Source organism: Flavobacterium sp. N1736 (assembly GCF_025947065.1).
GTDB lineage: Bacteria > Bacteroidota > Bacteroidia > Flavobacteriales > Flavobacteriaceae > Flavobacterium.
The window spans coordinates 2518536-2537471 of record NZ_CP109994.1 but is presented as its reverse complement, the minus strand read 5'-3'; the positions used below and the strand labels follow the sequence as shown (position 1 = coordinate 2537471).

At 32.3% G+C, this 18936-nt stretch carries 12 protein-coding genes; 10 read left to right on the top strand and 2 right to left on the bottom strand.

What is annotated here, in order from left to right:
* Nucleotides 1–191 precede the first annotated feature (191 nt).
* Nucleotides 192–611 (top strand): lipocalin family protein, encoded by a 420-nt coding sequence (locus OLM54_RS10480; RefSeq protein WP_264538529.1) that lies wholly within the window; start codon nucleotides 192–194, stop codon nucleotides 609–611.
* Nucleotides 612–707: 96 nt separating this feature from the next.
* On the opposite strand, the gene OLM54_RS10475 is transcribed toward OLM54_RS10480, so the two are convergent.
* Both OLM54_RS10475 and OLM54_RS10470 read right to left on the bottom strand, forming a co-directional pair.
* Complete coding sequence (locus OLM54_RS10475; protein WP_264538528.1) at nucleotides 708–4298, bottom strand: PAS domain-containing protein; 3591 nt, start codon at nucleotides 4296–4298, stop codon at nucleotides 708–710.
* 11 nt (nucleotides 4299–4309) lie between these two features.
* Nucleotides 4310–4759 carry a response regulator gene (locus tag OLM54_RS10470; RefSeq protein WP_264538527.1) on the bottom strand — a complete coding sequence of 150 codons (450 nt, stop codon included), beginning with the start codon at nucleotides 4757–4759 and terminating at the stop codon, nucleotides 4310–4312.
* 540 nt (nucleotides 4760–5299) lie between these two features.
* Here OLM54_RS10470 and OLM54_RS10465 point away from each other — a divergent pair.
* The 9 genes from OLM54_RS10465 to OLM54_RS10425 all read left to right on the top strand — a co-directional run bounded on the left by OLM54_RS10465 (nucleotide 5300) and on the right by OLM54_RS10425 (nucleotide 18909).
* The gene (locus OLM54_RS10465; RefSeq protein ID WP_264538526.1) at nucleotides 5300–6964 is read left to right on the top strand and encodes a T9SS type A sorting domain-containing protein; all 1665 of its coding nucleotides are present in this window, start codon (nucleotides 5300–5302) and stop codon (nucleotides 6962–6964) included.
* A 29-nt stretch (nucleotides 6965–6993) separates the two neighbouring features.
* The gene (locus OLM54_RS10460; RefSeq protein ID WP_264538525.1) at nucleotides 6994–10548 is read left to right on the top strand and encodes a hypothetical protein; all 3555 of its coding nucleotides are present in this window, start codon (nucleotides 6994–6996) and stop codon (nucleotides 10546–10548) included.
* A gap of 4 nt (nucleotides 10549–10552) precedes the next feature.
* Nucleotides 10553–13933 (top strand): DUF6443 domain-containing protein, encoded by a 3381-nt coding sequence (locus OLM54_RS10455; RefSeq protein WP_264538524.1) that lies wholly within the window; start codon nucleotides 10553–10555, stop codon nucleotides 13931–13933.
* Nucleotides 13884–14702: a hypothetical protein gene (locus OLM54_RS10450; protein WP_264538523.1), complete on the top strand. Its 819-nt coding sequence runs from the start codon at nucleotides 13884–13886 to the stop codon at nucleotides 14700–14702. Before OLM54_RS10455 ends, OLM54_RS10450 begins: the two co-directional genes overlap by 50 nt.
* 154 nt (nucleotides 14703–14856) lie before the next feature.
* On the top strand, nucleotides 14857–15147 hold the full coding sequence (locus tag OLM54_RS10445; protein ID WP_264538522.1) for a hypothetical protein: 291 nt from the start codon (nucleotides 14857–14859) through the stop codon (nucleotides 15145–15147).
* Between the two features lies 1 nt (nucleotide 15148).
* Entirely contained in the window at nucleotides 15149–15928 is a 780-nt protein-coding gene (locus tag OLM54_RS10440) for a hypothetical protein (RefSeq protein WP_264538521.1), read from the top strand.
* Nucleotides 15929–16094: 166 nt separating this feature from the next.
* On the top strand, nucleotides 16095–16874 hold the full coding sequence (locus OLM54_RS10435; RefSeq protein WP_264538520.1) for a hypothetical protein: 780 nt from the start codon (nucleotides 16095–16097) through the stop codon (nucleotides 16872–16874).
* 29 nt (nucleotides 16875–16903) lie between these two features.
* Nucleotides 16904–18364, top strand: a complete 1461-nt coding sequence (locus OLM54_RS10430; protein ID WP_264538519.1) for a toxin-antitoxin system YwqK family antitoxin — start codon at nucleotides 16904–16906, stop codon at nucleotides 18362–18364.
* A gap of 17 nt (nucleotides 18365–18381) precedes the next feature.
* Complete coding sequence (locus OLM54_RS10425; protein WP_264538518.1) at nucleotides 18382–18909, top strand: hypothetical protein; 528 nt, start codon at nucleotides 18382–18384, stop codon at nucleotides 18907–18909.
* Nucleotides 18910–18936: the final 27 nt, after the last annotated feature.

Below are 18936 nucleotides of genomic sequence, written 5' to 3'. Positions count from 1 at the left end.
ATAAAAATTAACAAATGCCTGTTTAGCAGGTTATTTTTAGACGATTATGCAACGATTTTAGTTAAAATTATCTAAAAATACAAATTATGTAAGAAAATGGAAAAATTATGGAACAGACTTCAGCCTCTTTGAAAGTAATTTAGCACTACAGAAATAAAAAATTATAATTAAAATTTAACAAAAATCAAATCATGAAAAATTTAAAAAGAATATTATTCGTAGTAGCATTAGGGTTAGGTATTTTCGCTACATCTTGTAGCAATGACGATAACGATGGAGAAACAATTGTTCCAATTGAAGGAAAATATAACCTTAGTAAACAAGGTGTAATTGTAAACGGTGTAGAACAATTGGTTGATGCTCCGGCAAATCAAGCAGGTTGTCCTGGAGATTATTTAGATTTAAGAGTAAGTAATGCAGCAGTTTTAGGTGATTATCAAGGAACTACTTGTTCTTTAACTGAAACTACAGGAACTTACGCAAGATCTCATAATGATTTAACGATTACTGTTAACGGTGTTGGTACAACATCTGACATTATGAATTTAACTAATAAAGAGTTAAAATTAAAAGATAAAGCTACTGGTGTTATCACAGTATATACAAGATAATTTATTTTTTGAATTAAGAAATCCTGACTTCAATGAAGTCAGGATTAAAACGGAAACGACTTTTGAAGTTGTTTCCGTTTTTTTTATGATTTATATTTATACTACGGGAATATAAATATCAAAAGTGGCACCTTTATTACTTTCACCTTTGGCAGTGATGTAACCATTGTGGTTTTCTACAATTTTTTTTACGATGGCAAGACCAATTCCTGTTCCGTTGTATTGCTCTCTGCCGTGTAATCGTTGAAATACTTCAAATATTTTGGTATTGTATTCCTGATCAAAACCAATTCCGTTATCCGAAATACTAATATGACAATAACCTCCTTCGGTTAAAAAATTATCATCTGAACTTTTTACGGGATGAATTTCGCTTTTAATTTTTATGACCGGAGTAATATCCTGTTTAGAAAATTTAAGTGAATTGCTTACTAAATTATATATTAATTGCCTGAATTGAAATGGTATAATACTAATCTCGCAAGGTTCTCCGCTTTCTATAACAGCATGTTTTTGTTCGAGTTCTTCTTTTAAATCTTCTTTTACCTCATTGATAATTTCAGAAATGTCCTTTTTTTCAAAGACTCTTTCCTGCGTATTTGTTCTGGAGTAAGAAAGTAAATCGTTAATAAGCGTTTGCATTCTTTTGGCAGCATTTTGCATTCTCTGAAACTTATCTTTTCCAACATCAGATAAATTTTCAGATTCTCTTTCCATAATCTGCGAGGCAAATGTTTGAATTTTTCTAAGCGGTTCCTGCAAATCGTGACTTGAGATATAGGTAAAAGACTGAAGTTCTTTATTCATTTTCTCAAGTTCCATATTATTGTGTTCCAATTCTTTGGTTCTTGCGGTAACTTGTTTTTCCAATTCATTTGTAAACGCTTTTTCAGTTTGAATATCTGTAAAAGCGCCCACCCATTTTATAATTTTATTTTCTTCATTAAAAACAGGTTCGCCAATAACGGCATGCCAGCGGTAATTTCCGTCTTTGCTTCTCACTCGTACATCGCATCTGTACACTTCTCCCGTTGCTAAACTGTTTGCCCAGATTTTTGCATTTTCTTCATAATCAGCCGGATGAATCATAGCGCGCCATTCAGCCTCTCCATTAGGGTGAATGCCTGTGTATTCAAACCATTTTCCTGATGCAAATAAAGAATTTCCGTTTTCGTCAGTTTCCCAGATTAGCTGCGGAATACTTTCTGTTAATGAACGAAATCTTTTTTCACTTTCTTCTATTTTTTTTCTGGCGAGAACTTTTTCGGTTACGTCAATTATAGTGATTTTAATACCGGAAATGGCATTGTCTTTTTCCAGTAATGGCGCATATTCAAAATCAATATACATTTCGTGTCCACCATTTTTTCCGTCAATAAAAATCAACGATTCAGATTCTGAGTGTACTTTTCCTGTAGTATAAACTTCGTTTAATAAATGTGCATATTTTTGCTGTTTGAGTTCCGGAAATATGTCGAATATTTTTTTGTCCTGAACATCACTTTCATTTTTCTTCCAGATATTTTTTAATAAGACAACATTGGCCATTTCAACAACCATCTCGTTTCCTTTCAATATTGCTTTTGGCACCGGAGACTGCATCACAAGATTACGGAATCTTTTTTCGCTGTCTTCAAGCTCTTGCTGATGTTTTTTGTCGAGAGTTGTATCTCTGGTCGTTCCTATTAATTTTTCGGGATTATTGTTTTCATCATAAAAAACTTTTCCCTTGCTTTCCATCCAGTGTACTGATTTGTCAAGCCAAATCATTCGCGCTTCATAATTGAGATACCCTGTTTCAAAAGCATTTTTAAGCGCTTTGGTTCTCAAATGCATATCATCAGGATGCACATGTTTAAGTAATTGTTCGTGGGTTAATTGCTCATTTGTTTTATAACCGCCAATAATTTCAAGATATCTTTGAGAATAAATAGCATCTTTTGTTTTGAGGTTTAGCTCCCAGGTTCCAAGTTCGCTCGCATCTACAACAATGTTAAGTCGTTCTTCGTTTTGTTCTGTTCTTTTTCTGGACTCTACTTTTTCGGTAACTTCAGTTGCGGTAACTATAATGCCAGTAATGTTTCCGTCTTCTTCTTTTAAAGGATGATATAAGAAATCGAAATATAAAGTCTCCAGTTTTCCAAATTTGTTAATAGGTATCGGAACTTCATTTCCATGATATGGAATACCTGTTTCTAAAACACCGTTTAATAAAGTACTTACAGCATCTTTAACTTCCGGTAAAGAATCAAATAATGGTTTGCCTACAAAGGTATCTTCTTCTCTGCCCACTAATTTCAAATAGGCTTCATTGGCCATTTCAACCATAAGGTTTGGTCCGCGCAAAATTGTAATTCCAACCGGAGCTTGTTTTACAGTATTACGGAATCGTTTGTCGCTTTCTTCTATTTTTTTCTTTGCAAGATTTAAATCCGTAAGATCAACTCCGGTATTCATTACACCATAAATATTGCCATTTATATCGTAAAGCGGCGTTAAGCTGTAATTAAAATAATAGGTATGGAGCTTTCCATTTACCGTTAAGTCAAGCGGTGTATTTTGGGTATGAAAAGACTTTCCGGTTTCGAGAACTGTATTAATCTGTTCAAAAACAAGCTGATTATCAAGTTCCGGCAATACATCTTTAAATGATTTGCCTATCACATCATTTCCTTTTCCCCAAATATTGATAATCGATTCATTGGCAAGTTCTACACGCATTTCTTTGCCAACATACACGGCAATCGGAAAAGGCGCATTTTCTACCAGCGCTCGCACTTTATGTTCACTTTCTTCTACTTTTGCTCTTGATAATACTTGCGATGTTACTTCAATTGCAATTGCAACAACACCGGAAATACTGCCATCAGATTCGCGTAAAGCTTCATAAACAAAATTAATATAAGTGTCTTCTATTTGTCCATTTCTGAGAAGTTTAACAGGCTCTTCATTGGCAACAAATTTTTCACCGGTTTGGTAAACATTATCCAGTAAACTTTCCAGATGCTGATTTTTTGTTTGTGGCAATGCCTCAAAAATGGGTTTGTCAATGACATTTTCACTTGTAGTTCCCCACAACTGAATCATTTGTTCATTTGCAATTTCAACAATATGTTTTTCACCTCTAAAAACGCACATCGCAACAGGCGCCTGCATGATATTATTTCTAAATCTGGTATTGCTTTGTATTAATGCTTCGGCCGTTTTTTTCTTTTCTGTAGTTTCAATTACGGTAACCAAAACGCCGCCAACTTCTCCATTTTCTATTTTAATTGGACTGTATGAAAAGTCAAAATAACATTCTTCTACAAAACCATTTCGGTTTAAAGGCACCATAAAATCCGGAAAACTAACTGGTTTTCCTTTCATTACATCACCAAACATTGGTCCTATAGTATCCCAAATTTCAGAAAAAGTTTCTTTAGAACTAATTCCTAAAGCCTGAGGGTGTTTATTTAAACCCAAAATAGGTCTAAAGCTGTCATTGTATAATTGTGTATATTCAGTTCCCCAGGCAATGTACATGCCAAAAGGGTTATTGAGCACTACTGCCAGCATGGTGCAAAGGCTTTGCGGCCAGGTCGCAGGATCTCCCAAAGGTGTTTTACTCCAATCTTTAGATCGCATGAGTTGCCCCATTTCTTCACCACCTTGTAGAAAATACAGATCTTTATTTGTAATGCCCATTCAAATAAATATTAGGGTTGCAGGATAAAATGCTCTCTTGCGGGTTGTTTAAAATTAGTTTCAGATGCCAGGTTCAACGCATTTCCAATCACTTTTTTTAATTTGGCAAATTCACCGGGTTTCCGAATGTAATGAACAGCTCCTTTTTCATACACTAAATCTACAATATCTCTGTCTAAAGAGGTAGAAAAAATGATAACAGGAAGATTCTTATATTCATTTGCCTGTTTTATTTCGGTTAAGCATTCCAGACCATTTTTTCGGGGCATATTTAGGTCAAGAAACAAAATATCAGGCAAATTTTCAGCACCACTTTTAGATAAATAATCCATAAGCTGTACGCCATCATTAACCGTAACAAGCGATGTTGGAAGATTTAATTCTTCTAAGGCTTCTTTAAAAAAATCACAATCATCTTCGTCATCATCTGCAAGTAAAAGATTGTATTGCTGTTTAATCATTTTATTAGGATAAGTTTTAGTTCAGCTAATATAAAACTAATTTTTCTACAAATATTGAAGTGGGTTTTAAAAAGTGTTCTTACAATTCGTGAAAAAAGTTTGAAAAAATAAATAAACAAGATTTGTTTAACAGAAAGTTTGAAATAACAATGATAAAAAATCCGAACTAAAAGAAGATAGTTTAGGTATTTGGGAATAAAAAAAGATGATGATTGTGCGAAAATTTTTCCTGCAAGGTTTTCAAAACCTTGTAGGTATCTGATGTTAATAATAAAAACCTTGTAAGTATCCTGATGTAAATAATAAAATCTACAAGGTTTTGAAAACCTTGCAGGAGTTTAACCTTGTGAATAATTTACTTTTTGTTTGGAAAAATGAAAAATAAAAACACTTTATAATTACCCCATCCCCGAAAGTGGGTATTGTAGAAAAATCACGGAAAATGGGTATTGTTTACTATATAAACTATGCCTAACCTTGTTATGTGAACGACGTATTTACTTACAAAAAAATCTTCACTTAACTTCTAAACTACAAGCCATGAAAAAAATCTACTTATTACTGGTATTCGTTTTTCCACTTCTGAGTTGGTCTCAGGATATTCTTTGGGAAAAAACCTATGGAGGAATCCATTCCGATTATTTATTTGACGCTCAGCCAACCGCAGATTATGGTTTTATTTTGGCTGGAAGCTCGTTGTCTAATAAAACAGGAAATAAAGAAGAAAACAACAATGGAGATCTGGATTACTGGATCTGGAAAATGGATGAAAGCGGTAATCTGGACTGGCAGAAAAGTTTTGGAGGAAGTGGTTTCGATTTGCTTCAAAGTATAAAGATTACAAGAGATGGTGGTTTTATTCTTGCCGGAACATCCAATTCATCAAATGATTTTCAAAAGAAAGACAATAATAAAGGCAGTACAGATTTTTGGGTTATTAAACTGGATGCCAAAGGCAATGAACAATGGCAGCGCACCATTGGCGGAAGTGGTCAGGATGAATTAGTTTGTGCTTTTCAAACCAAAGATGGCGGCTATATGCTGGCAGGATCTTCAAGTTCAAGTCCGGAATTAGGGAACACTACAACCCATTATCAGCCTTTAGATACTAAACCGGACGTATACATAAAATCAGAAAAAAGCCGTGGCAATATGGATTACTGGATTGTCAAATTGAATAAATCCGGAGTAATCGAATGGCAAAAAACATACGGCGGAGATTATGCTGATTTATTAAGAAGCATGGAACAAACCAAAGATGGCGGTTACATTATTGGCGGTTATTCAAACTCTCCGCAATCCGGAGATAAAACAGCACCTCAAAAAGGAATTGGTGATTATTGGATTCTGAAAATCAGTGATGTCGGCACCATAGAATGGCAAAATACATACGGCGGAAATGGCGATAATCAATTGTATACGATTCATCAAACAGAAGATGACGGCTATATTGTTGGTGGAAACTCAAATAGTACAAGTCCGCTAACTTCTTTGGGCGGAATGGTAAGTAATGGCACCGATTATTGGGTTTTAAAATTAGATGAAAAAGGCGATGTTTTGTGGAGTAAAACCTATGATTTTGGTAAAACAGATATTCTGGCCTCACTGGTAGAAAATGCAGATCATACCTATTTGATTGGAGGTTATTCGCAAAGTGAACATAAATTCTCTAAAGGAGATATCGTTCAAAAAACAGCCGGAATAATACCTAAAAGAGAAGATAAAGAAAGCGGATATATCGCATTGAAAATTGATAAAAAAGGCGAGGAAATCTGGAAGAGAATCGTCGGAAGTAATGGCGAAGATATCATGCAAAAATTATTCGAAACCAGAGATGGCGGTTACTTAATGGCAGGCACGTCAAAGTCTGATGTTTCGAAAGATAAAAACTCCAGTATTGGCGGAAATGATTTTTGGGTTGTCAAAATAAAAGACAAACAAAAGCCTGAAAAATCAAAATCTAAAGGCATCGAAGCGATTCCGAATCCTGTGGTAAGCTTTACTAATATAATTATAGGTTATGAATATGAAAAAGGCACAGTTACAGTCGTAGATATGGCAGGTCGCCTGCTACAGCAGTTTCCTATTACAACCCGAACTGTTCCGGTCGATTTAAGCCGATATCCCGAAGGAATTTATGTGATAAATGTTAAGACAAATGTGCAGAGTGATGGTGTGAAAGTGATACGAAGAGGGAAACATTAAATCAATAACAACCAAATAATACAAAAACCATGAAAATTAATTTTATAACAGTAATACTATTATTAGTAGCGTTAAATATATATAGTCAAAAATCGACAGAATATGATTACGGTATTCCTTTACCACCGGAATCTTATCAATTCAAGAAAAGATTATTAAATAATGTATCTCTTTATACCGGACAGTCCTCTATTGATATTCCAATATATTCTATTAATCTGGACGGTATGGAGATACCAATTTCTATTTCATATAACACAGGCGGTATTAAGGTAGAAGAAGACGCCACATCTGTAGGTTTGGGCTGGAGTTTGAATATTGGCGGGCAAATAACTCGAAATAATCATGGTGCACCAGATGAACGATATTTTATGAATCAGGATTATAGCAACAAAAAAACTTTTGGAATAGGACGATTAAACACGTCTATAGATCCTACTGAAAGTACAGGATGGGATTGTAATAATCGTGGTGAACATGGGAGTAGGATGCAGTTTTATGCAAAAGCATTTTTAGCAGGAAATGATATAAGAAATGTTTTTGGTAATGAAGATTCTCGCCCCGATGAGTTTTATTATAGCTTCTTTGGGCATAGTGGTAAGTTTATGTTTAGTCAGGAACTAAAAAAGTTTATAACTTTTCCATTAGATGATATTAGTATTAATTATGAGATTTTAGCCAGAGGTAATTCTAATTATATTGATAACTTTTCAATTCAACTTCCTACCGGTTATAACATAATTTTAGGTAAGGACGGTACATCATCAATAAGTCAATACGGTCTTACTCCATTTGATCAATCCTGGCAATTGAAAAGAATAGTTTCTACAAAAAACAAAGAAATTATCTATAATTATATTTCAGCAAATTATATGTTATATACAAATTTGGGAAATCATGTCAGTCAAATAATTGTTAGGTCTTCACGAGAAAAAACAGGTACTTCTTATGAGTCAAGTATTACTGGCACAAAAGAAAAATTGATCTCTGAAATTATTTTTCCTTCTGGTAAAATTAATTTTACTTATGGAGACAGACTTGATTTACAAACGGGTGCAAAAAGATTAGAAAAAATAGAAGTTTACGATATTGCGAATAATTTAATTAAAAAAATCGAATTAGTTCAGAGTTATTTTAATGCCGATATGCATCTTTTTGGTAAAGATGCTGTTGATAAGCGATTAAGACTTGATGCAGTTAAATTTTACGATACAAAAAATACGGTTGTCGAGAATTATAACTTTGATTATTATTTATTTGATAAAATTCCATCAAAATATTCAAAAGCCCAGGATCATTGGGGCTATTTTAATGGTAAAAAAACAAACGTTTCTCTTTTTCCTGAAAATTTATTACCAGAATATCATGTGGAAAGTAATTTAGGCTTTAATAGAGATTTAGACACTTTATATACTAAAACATTTTCACTTAAAAGTATTAAATTTCCTGAAGGAGGAATTAAACATTACGATTATGAAAACCATAAATGTTTAACCAATCCAACAACTGCAAATTATTTTGATGCCATCTCTGATGAACGCTATGCAATTAAAGAGTCTTCATTTGTTATTTCAGGTTATGCTTTAAACTATTATTATCCTGCACCGAATGAAGTAAACATGTTCAATAAAGTATTCTATAGTGAACCCATAGAAACAAGTATTCACAGTACAACCTTAAAATCTAGTGAAATAAGTCTATTGATAAATTCAAACTTACCTTTTAAAGTCCCCAATTATAAAAATATATATACAGAATTTAATAAGGTTGCGTTTTATCTGCAGCAAAAACAAGACAATGGCACTTATAAAGATATAAAATATCAGGGTACAATTTCTAAAGACGAAAATGCATCAGGAATTATAAATGGTTCTTTTGATATAGGGGGTAAAGGTACTTATAGAATGAAAGTTATAGTTACCCAAAATTATTTACTATCAAGCCCAAATGATTATAATTTTTATCATAATACTAGTTTTCGAATTAAATATAGAGACAAAGTAAGAGACGATGTACGTGTTGGAGGGTTACGAATAAAAGATATTCAAACCTATACTGATGAAAACTTTGGTAGTGCAAAATATACAACTTACTTCAAATACTTAGATGATAATAAAATTACGTCCGGTAAAATGATGAATGTACCAACATATGTTGAAAGTATCTCTCTTTATGTTTTTGATGGTATCCATTATGAACCAGGTGAGGGAGGTCATTCAACTCAAATTGAAGATCAACTTGGAGTAAGATTGTCTTCATCATCTACATTGCCACTTTATAAAACATCCGGCTCAAATGTGGGGTATACTAAAGTAAGTCAAATAGATTACGATAATATAAATAAGACGGAAATTAAAGAAGATCATTATTTTAGTTTTAAAGAACCCTTATTTTCAGAAATTCCATTATTTGATGACTACCGGGAAGATGAACCACAAGAGTGGCACAGAGGAAAATTGTTAAAGAAATTATTTTATAATGATAAAAAAATAATCAAAGAAGAGTTGTATGACTACTATGGAAAAGAAGTAGAAAAAAACAGAGGGTATGTTGATGAAATTAATTATGAGTTAATGGATCAAAACCAATTGTGTACAGGAAACTCGTTTGTATCCAAACATATTTTTCCTTTAGGAGTTAGCTTTCCTAACATATTAAAAGATATTCCATACAATCCTTATAGAGAATTTGCTTATGATGGAATTTATGCAACAAATAAATATACCGTAGAAAATTATGGACCTAATGGTTTAAAAATCCCTTATTTCAAAATCTACACAGGATTTGATAAACTAAAATCTAAAACAGTAAAAAATTATTTCAAGGATGGTATAGTTGAAGAAAGTGAGGAATTTATATATAATAATTTGCCAAATAATATACAACTAACTGCGGTTAAAAGTACAACCTCAAAAAGTAATGAAACCCTCGAAACCAAATACTATTATCCACAAGATTCGGAAATGGCAGACGAGCCATTTGTAAAAGATTTAGTAGCAACAAATATGATAGGCATTCCTCTAAATACGCAAACATACAGAGGAGCTACAAAAATAGCTGAGCAAAAAACCGTTTACGACAAAAGTGGTGCAACGAGCAACTTATTATTGCCAAAATACAAACTCGTAAATAAAGGAACAGCAGCTTTAAATCTGGTAACAGACAAAATAATCTCTTTTGATTTGTATGATGATAAAGGAAATATTATGCAATATACCCAAGAAGGCAGTACTCCCGTATCGATTGTTTGGGGTTATAATAAAACATTGCCGGTTGCTGTAATTGAGAATATAGCCTACAAAAGTATTCCGGTAAGTTTGATAAATGAAGTGCAAACCGCATCAGACAAAGGAACAGAGGAAAGTATGTTTAAGGCGATAAAAAATTTCGCTTATAGCAAAGAAGAATTTGGTAATACCATGATTACAACTTACATACACAAACCACTTATTGGTTTAAGCATGAAAAAAGATGCTCGCGACGTATTTACTTATTTTACTTATGACAGCTTTGGAAGATTGCAATTTGTAAAAGATGCAGATGGGAATTTACTGTCTGAAAACCAATATCATTATAAAGAATAACATCATGATAAAAAATATATCCCATTATATAGCTGTTTTATTGTTTTTTATAACGGCTGTTTTACAAGCGCAATCAAGTAACGAAAATTACACATTCAATCGTACTTTTAATACTCCGATGACAACGGTTAACGGAATTAAAAATAAAAGTGACGTAAAAGAAAACATAACCTACTTTGACGGTTTAGGTCGTCCCGTGCAAACCATTGCCATTGGACAGGGCGGAGACGGATCGAATATTGTTACTCATATTGAATATGACGGTTTTGGCAGACAAGAAAAAGAATATTTGCCTTTCTCTTCTAATGGTAACGGAAGTTATTCGAGAATCGATGCGCAATCTGCTTTTGATGCTACACATGCCTATTATCAAACGGATATTTATGAAAACACGATGAATCCGTTTTTTCAAAAAAAGCTTGAAGCATCGCCATTAAGCCGTGTTTTAAAACAAGCCGCTCCGGGAACGGATTGGGCAATGGATAAAGGGCATGAAATAAAAATAGATTACCAAACCAATCAGGATAACGAAGTTCGTTTGTTTGAAGCCATTACAAGTTGGAATGCAGCGACAGGTTTATACGATATCTCTTTTTGGGATAACGGTTATTACCCTAAAAATGAGCTGTATAAAACCATTACTTACGACGAAAATTCAGCCGCAGATCCTTTAGAATCTAACGGAAGTATCGTTGAGTTTAAAAACCAGGAAGGTTTGGTTGTTTTGAGGCGACTGTACGAATCAGGACAAAAACACGACACCTACTATGTATTTGATGAATACAATAATAAAACCTATGTAATTCCGCCAAAAGCAGCAGACGGAGTTATTAGTGATGAAGTACTGAATAATTTATGTTATCAGTACAAATACGATTATCGCAATCGTGAAGTCGAGAAAAAAATACCCGGCAAACAATGGGAGTTTACAGTATTCGACAAACAAAATCACGTTGTAGCAACGGGTCCTGCAAATTCGCCATTTCAGGATGATACGGCTACAGGTTGGTTAATAACAAAATATGACGCGCTTGGCAGGTCAATATACACAGGCTGGCGAAATGCAACGGTGAATACACAAACGAGATATAGTTTACAAGAGGCACAAAATGCCGTAATTCCGGTAACAGAAACCAAACCGGGCTCAGGAACTATTGAAGGAATTACGATAAAAGGAGCGAATGCACCAACATCGGGTTTAAAAATTCTTAGCGCAACGTATTATGATGATTATAAATATCCTAAAATAGTGTACGAACCGTATTATATTGGCGGACAAAAAGTAGATTACGAAAATAGCCGTTTGATAACCGGCAGTTGGACAAGAGTACCTACAACAGCCTCGGCAGTTTTGGGAGAAACCAATACTGTATTTTACGATGCTAAAAAAAGACCAATAGAAGAACATGTAGAGAATCATCTGGGAGGTTTTACTCTTATCGATTATATGCTCGATTTTACAGGAAAGACACTTATTAAATTTACGGCACACAGGGCAATGACGTCCGGATTTAATATTGAAGTTGTCGAAAGATTTACCTATTCCGCACAAGATCGTTTGCTTACCCATACCCATAAAGTAAATGAAGGACCAGTGGAACTTCTTGCAGACAATACGTATGATGCTTTAGGTAAGTTAATAGGTAAAAATGTTGGGAATACAACTGAAAACCCGCTACAGAAAATTGATTATAAATATAATATAAGAGGCTGGCTAACGAACATTAATAATATAAATAATTTAGAAGAAGATAATGCCTCAAGAGATTTGTTTGCTTTTAAAATAAATTATAATAACCCTGAGGCAATTATGTTTCGTTTAGAAGCACTTTATAATGGTAATATAGCCGAAACTTTTTGGGCAACAAATTCAGATGGTGGCATCATTCGTGGTTATGGATACCGTTATGATAATTTAAATCGTTTGAAATCAGCGATCTATCAAATACCTAAGCTCACAGACAGCAAAAACTATTTTGGCGAAAACCTCGTTTATGATAAAAATGGAAACATAAAAAGCCTCGAGCGTATGTTTATGGCAGGAATATCGACCAATCCTTATGCAGATCATATGGATAATCTGGATTATTTTTATGCCAATAATAGTAACCAGCTTATGAAAGTTACAGACAAATCGAACAACCCGCAGGGATTTAAAGACGACAGCGACGGATACAACGATACTGAAGATGATTACGCCTATGATGCAAACGGAAATTTGATAAAAGACCAAAACAAGAAAATCGTTACTATAGACTATAATCATCTTAATTTGCCGCTAAAAACAACATTTGCAGCCGGAAATACAATTGAGTATATTTACACTGCAAGCGGACAAAAAGTAGAGAAAATAGTAACAGAAAATAATGTTGTAACCAACACGAAATATTTAAGTGGTTTTCATTATAAAAACGACATCTTACAGTTTTTTCCAACGGCAGAAGGGTATGTACGAAACACAAGTGTAAATCCTGCAACACGAATTTACGGCTATGTTTATAATTTTTTAGATCATATAGGGAACGTTCGTTTGAGTTATGCTAAGAATACCGCGACAAATAAACTAGAAATATTAGAAGAGAATAATTATTACGCATTTGGTTTAGCCCATAAAGGATATAATTCTGATAATAAGCAAATTGGGTATAATTACAAATACCAAGGCCAGGAACGTCAAGACGAGTTAGGCTTAAATTGGGACAGTTTTAAATGGAGAAATTACATGCCTGATTTAGGACGCTTTTTTAATATAGATCCTTTGGCAGAAAAATATGAATATAATTCTACTTACGCTTTCCAGGAAAATAAAATGGGTATGGGTCGAGAGTTAGAAGGTTTAGAATTAGCTCCAAGAAATCCTACTGCAAGCTTTGGAGGTTGGTTCTCCAGTAAATATGATTCTGCAGTTCAAACAATGCAAACTACCGTTTCAAACATTATGGGTGCAGTATCTGTTGGTACAACTACAGAGAGAAGAGGTTCTGATAAATCTGGTCCTGGAGGAAATGGTATTGCATTTTCTGATGGAGGAAATAATCAGGATCCAAGTGCTTTACCAAAAGGCGGTAGAGATGTACTTTGGATAGATTTTGGAGGGTCTTTAGAAGCGATGACAACCGTAGCTGCTTTTGAATTAGGATTTAATGGTGCATTTAAAGGAAAAGGAACAAATGGTGGCAAACCAACAATGGAAAATAAAATTGATGATGGAATAAGTGCTGTTGATAATGCTGCAAGTGGTGTTAAAACTATAGCTGGAGAAGTCAAAAAGAAGATAGACAAACCAGACAATGGACAAAAGAGAGACTCCGTAAGGGAAACATTTTACGCAAAAGATGGAACAGAAATTAGAACAGAAATTAGAGGTAAAAAAGAGAATGAATAGAAGATATAGAATAATAATATTACTACCCATTATAGCACTTACTTGGCTAGTGGTGTTTTTTGCTTTTAAGAATGAAAAAACATATTCCTTGAAAGAATATTATCCTGATACAAAACAAACAGATGTGTCTGAATATGTTATTAGAAATGGAGATACTATTGTTCATGGTAAATTTGTACGTTATAATGAGAAAGGAAATAAAATAGCTGAAGGAAATTTTGTTAATGGAGAACCAAATGGAAAAAGTGTTTATTACTTCAATAATGGTAAGATAGAATCAATATTCTATCGCAAGAATAGTAAAATTACAGAAGAAAATATAGACAATTTTCCATCAGGAAAGATAATGCGCTATACATCATATGGCGATTCTGGCCTGTCAGCTTTTATAATACGTTTTGATGAAGGAGGAAATGTAGAAAATTATAAAGGATATCCAATAATGGAGATTTATCAATATAAAATTACAAATAAGCGCTTTAAAGTAAATATAAATCAATATCTTAAAGTAGGAGATACTTTAAAACATCAATATATAATAGCGAATATACCTAATACTAAACGTACTGTTAAAATTGAAAATTTAGATGTAGATAACACAAAAGTTAAACGAACATTCAAAAAAACTACTCAAGTAGGTATTGAGGTAAAAGAAGTGTTAATCAAAAAAGGAATTAATAAGATAAGAGCTATTGTTAAATATGAATTTCATGATAAAGAAAAAACGGTTATAAATGATACGATTTCTTTTGAGGTTAACGTGAATTAGTTTAAACACAAGTTATCCTATCTGTATAATTGACAGCTATTGATAATATAGTGGAACTGGTACGAAGTCGGGAGACTTCGTACAGCGTTTTCAAGAAGACTTTGCGGAGCGGGGGGATGCCCTTTGGATTGACTTTGGTGGTTCATTAGAAGTTATGACTACGATATCAGCTTTTGAGTTAAATGTTAATTTTGCACCTATTGGAAAAGGAACAAATGGAGGAAGAGCAACTTTAGAAAATAAAATAGATGATGGAATAAGTGCTGTTGATAATGCTGCGAATGCTGCAAAGATTATAGCCGGAGATACTAAAAAACAAACTGACGAATCTAAAACTGTAAAAGACACTCTTCAGGTTCTTCATTATGGAGGTACAGATAATACACTGCAAAAGACTGAAAAATCAGTTAATGGTCAAATTGTTAAAATCGAAAAAAATAATTAAGATGGGAAAGAGAAGTATTAGTAAGTTTTTTATTTTGTTTATGTTATTTGGATTTTTATTTTGCTCCTGCAGAAAAGAAAATGAAAAAAGAGGAGTTCGAAAAACATATTTTCCTGAAAATAAGAAAATACTTTTTTCAGGATATGTTATTAAAAAAGAAGATACGGTTTTAGATGGAAAATATATCCTTTGCAAATACAATGGTATAAAAATAAAGTCCGGTGTATTTAAAAATGGTGAAGAAATAGGCCCCGTTATTTTTTATTTTGAGAATGGAAATATTGAGAGCATTGATTACAAAAATGAAAAAAAAATATCTCAAGAAACAAAGTATTATTATGAGAGTGGGAAAATTAAAAGATATGCATTAAGTGATGATTTTGGAAGCACATCTTTCATTGTGAAATATGATGAATTGGGAAATATAATTAGTCATGAGGGACTTATATTAATGGAAATTTATCAATATAAAATAGCACGTCAAAAAGAGTTTAAAATAAAAGTCAATCAATATTTAAAAGTTGGAGATACTTTAAAATATCACTATTTAATAGCAAATATACCCAATGCAAAACGCAGTTTTAAAATAGAAAATCTAGATGTTGATAATGCTAAAGTAAAAAGAATATTTACACAAATGCCACCAGTAGGTATTGATGTAAAAGAAATTCTAACTAAAAAAGGGAATAATAGAATAAGAGCTATTGTTAAATATGAATTTCATGATAAAGAAAAAACAATTATAAAAGATACACTTTCTTTTGAAGTTAAGGTGAATTAGTTTAAACACAAGTCATTCTATCTGTATAATTGACAGCTATTGATAATATATTGGAACTGGTACGAAGTCGGGAGACTTCGTACAGCGTTTTCAGAAGACTTTGGGGAGCGGGGGGCGATATCTATGAAGCACAACAAAAACAAGAACAGGACCAAAAAAAGAAATAATGAAAAAAATATATAAAATAGCCTTACTGATAGTATTTATTGTAATTATTGGATTAATAGTATTTAATAAATACCTTGATGATAAAAAAGTACATATTCTAAACGAGTATAATTCAATGGGGAAATTAATAGGAACAAATGAATATGTAATTAGAAATGGCGATACAATTGTGCATGGAAAATTTATAAATTATAATGGAAAAGGAGTTAAAATTGCCGAAGGACAGTTTGTGAATAATGAACCAAATGGGAAATGTTCATACTATTATGATAATGGTAAAATAGAATCAGTATTCTATCGAAAAAATAGTAAAGTTAATTTAGAGTGTACATATTATAATCAGAAAGGTTCAATTGAGAAGTATATTATGTGCGATACGATTGGAAATACGGCTTTTGTTATTAAGTTTGATAACAGAGTAGTTAAAAAGTACGAGGGTTATTCAATTTTACCACGAGGTTTATATAAATTATCAAATAAAAAACAAGTTGAAATTAAAACAGGAGATGTTTTAAAAGTTGGGGATACTATTAGATATTACTCTTTAGTAGCGAATATACCTAATGCTAAAAGAACTTTTAAAATAGAAAATATTGATATTGACAACTCAAAAGTTAAAAGGATTATTAAAAGTAAAAAACCAGCAGAAGTTATTGTTGAAGAAGTTTTAACTAAAAAAGGACTTAATAGAATTGAAGTAAAAGCTCAATATAGTTTTGATGACAAAGTAACTCCTGATCTAAATAAAGAGGTTTCTTTTGAGGTAAATGTGAATTAATTATTGTCTTCGATTATGTTTATAATTACATGCCTGATTTAGGACGTTTTTTTAATATAGATCCTTTGGCAGAAAAATATGAATATAACTCTACTTACGCTTTTCAGGAAAATAAAATGGGTATGGGTCGAGAGTTAGAAGGTTTAGAATTAGCGCCAAGAAATCCTACTGCAAGTTTTGGCGGATGGTTCTCCAGTAAATATGATTCTGCAGTTCAAACAATGCAAACTACCGTTTCAAACATTATGGGTGCAGTATCTGTTGGTACAACTACAGAGAGAAGAGGTTCTGATAAATCTGGTCCTGGAGGAAATGGTATTGCATTTTCTGATGGAGGAAATAATCAAAATCCAAGTGCTTTACCAAAAGGTGGCAGAGATGTCCTTTGGATTGACTTTGGTGGTTCATTAGAAGTTATGACTACGATATCAGCTTTTGAGTTAAATGTTAATTTTGCACCTATTGGAAAAGGAACAAATGGAGGAAGAGCAACAATAGGAAATAAAGCAGATGATGGAATAACGGCAGTTGATAATAGTATTAATGGAGGTAAAGCTGTAAAAGCTGCTATTAAAGAACAGAAAGATAAAGAGCCACAAGCAAAAAAAGATACTCTTCAAGTCCTTCATTATGGAGGTGTAGATAATACACTGCAAAAGACTGAGAAATCAGTTGATGGGAAAATTGTTAAGACCGAAAAAATAATTAAAATGGAAAAGAAAAAAAATGATAAATTCTTCATATTGTTTGTTTTGTTTGGATTTATGCTTTATTCCTGCAAAAAAGAAAATGAAATAAGAGGTGTGTTAAAAACATATTTCCCTAAAGATAAAGAAATACTGTTTTCAGGATATGTTATTAAAAAAGAAGATACGGTTTTAGATGGAAAATATATCCTTTGCAAATACAATGGTGTAAAAATAAAGTCCGGCATATTTAAAAATGGTAAAGCAATAGGACCCGTTATTTTTTATTTTGAGAATGGTAATATTGAAAGCATTGATTACAAAAATGAAAAAAAAATATCTCAAGAAACAAAGTATTATTATGAGAGTGGGAAAATTAAAAGATATGCATTAAGTGATGATTTTGGAAGCACATCTTTCATTGCGAAATATGATGAATTGGGAAATATAATTAGTCATGAGGGACTTATATTAATGGAAATTTATCAATATAAAATAGCACGTCAAAAAGAGTTTAAAATAAAAGTCAATCAATATTTAAAAGTTGGAGATACTTTAAAATATCACTATTTAATAGCAAATATACCTAATGCTAAGCGTAGTTTTAAGATAGAAAATCTAGATGTTGATAATGCTAAAGTAAAAAGAATATTTACACAAATGCCACCAGTAGGTATTGATGTAAAAGAAATTCTAACTAAAAAAGGGAATAATAGAATAAGAGCTATTGTTAAATATGAATTTCATGATAAAGAAAAAACGGTTATAAATGATACACTTTCTTTTGAAGTTAAGGTGAATTAATAATTAATTATATAAATATGAAAATTATTTTGGAAAAAAAACTGGACTTTAAACAGTTTCAAAATTTAATTATTTTAACTTTTATTACTGTAATGGTATTTCTAGGAATGCTAAACTCTGTTGATTTTAAATCGTATTATACTATTGAAATTATTTTATTGGTTTTAAATTTTATATTCATTGCTATTTTATGTACTAAAAAGGGTTTGTCAATTGAAAATAAAAGACTCTACAATACTATTTTTTTGTTTGGATTTCGGTTAAGAAAAACTTTAATTGAAACATCAAATTTTCAACACGTTTCGATAAGACAAGGAAAACTTTCAACTAACTACGCGTATTCGTACAATACTAAAGAATCGCGTAATTGGGAACCGGATTTGAATTATTCAATAACTAGTTTTACTCTATTAATGATTGATGAGAATAAAGGTAATGGAAAAAAGATGTTAACTTTAACTAAAGCTGATAAGGTAAAACTGGCAATTGATTTTATCATTAAAAGCACAAATCTCACAACTACTGATCATCTCCCTGCTTGCTAGGAGATTCAACTGTTGTACCACACAAAA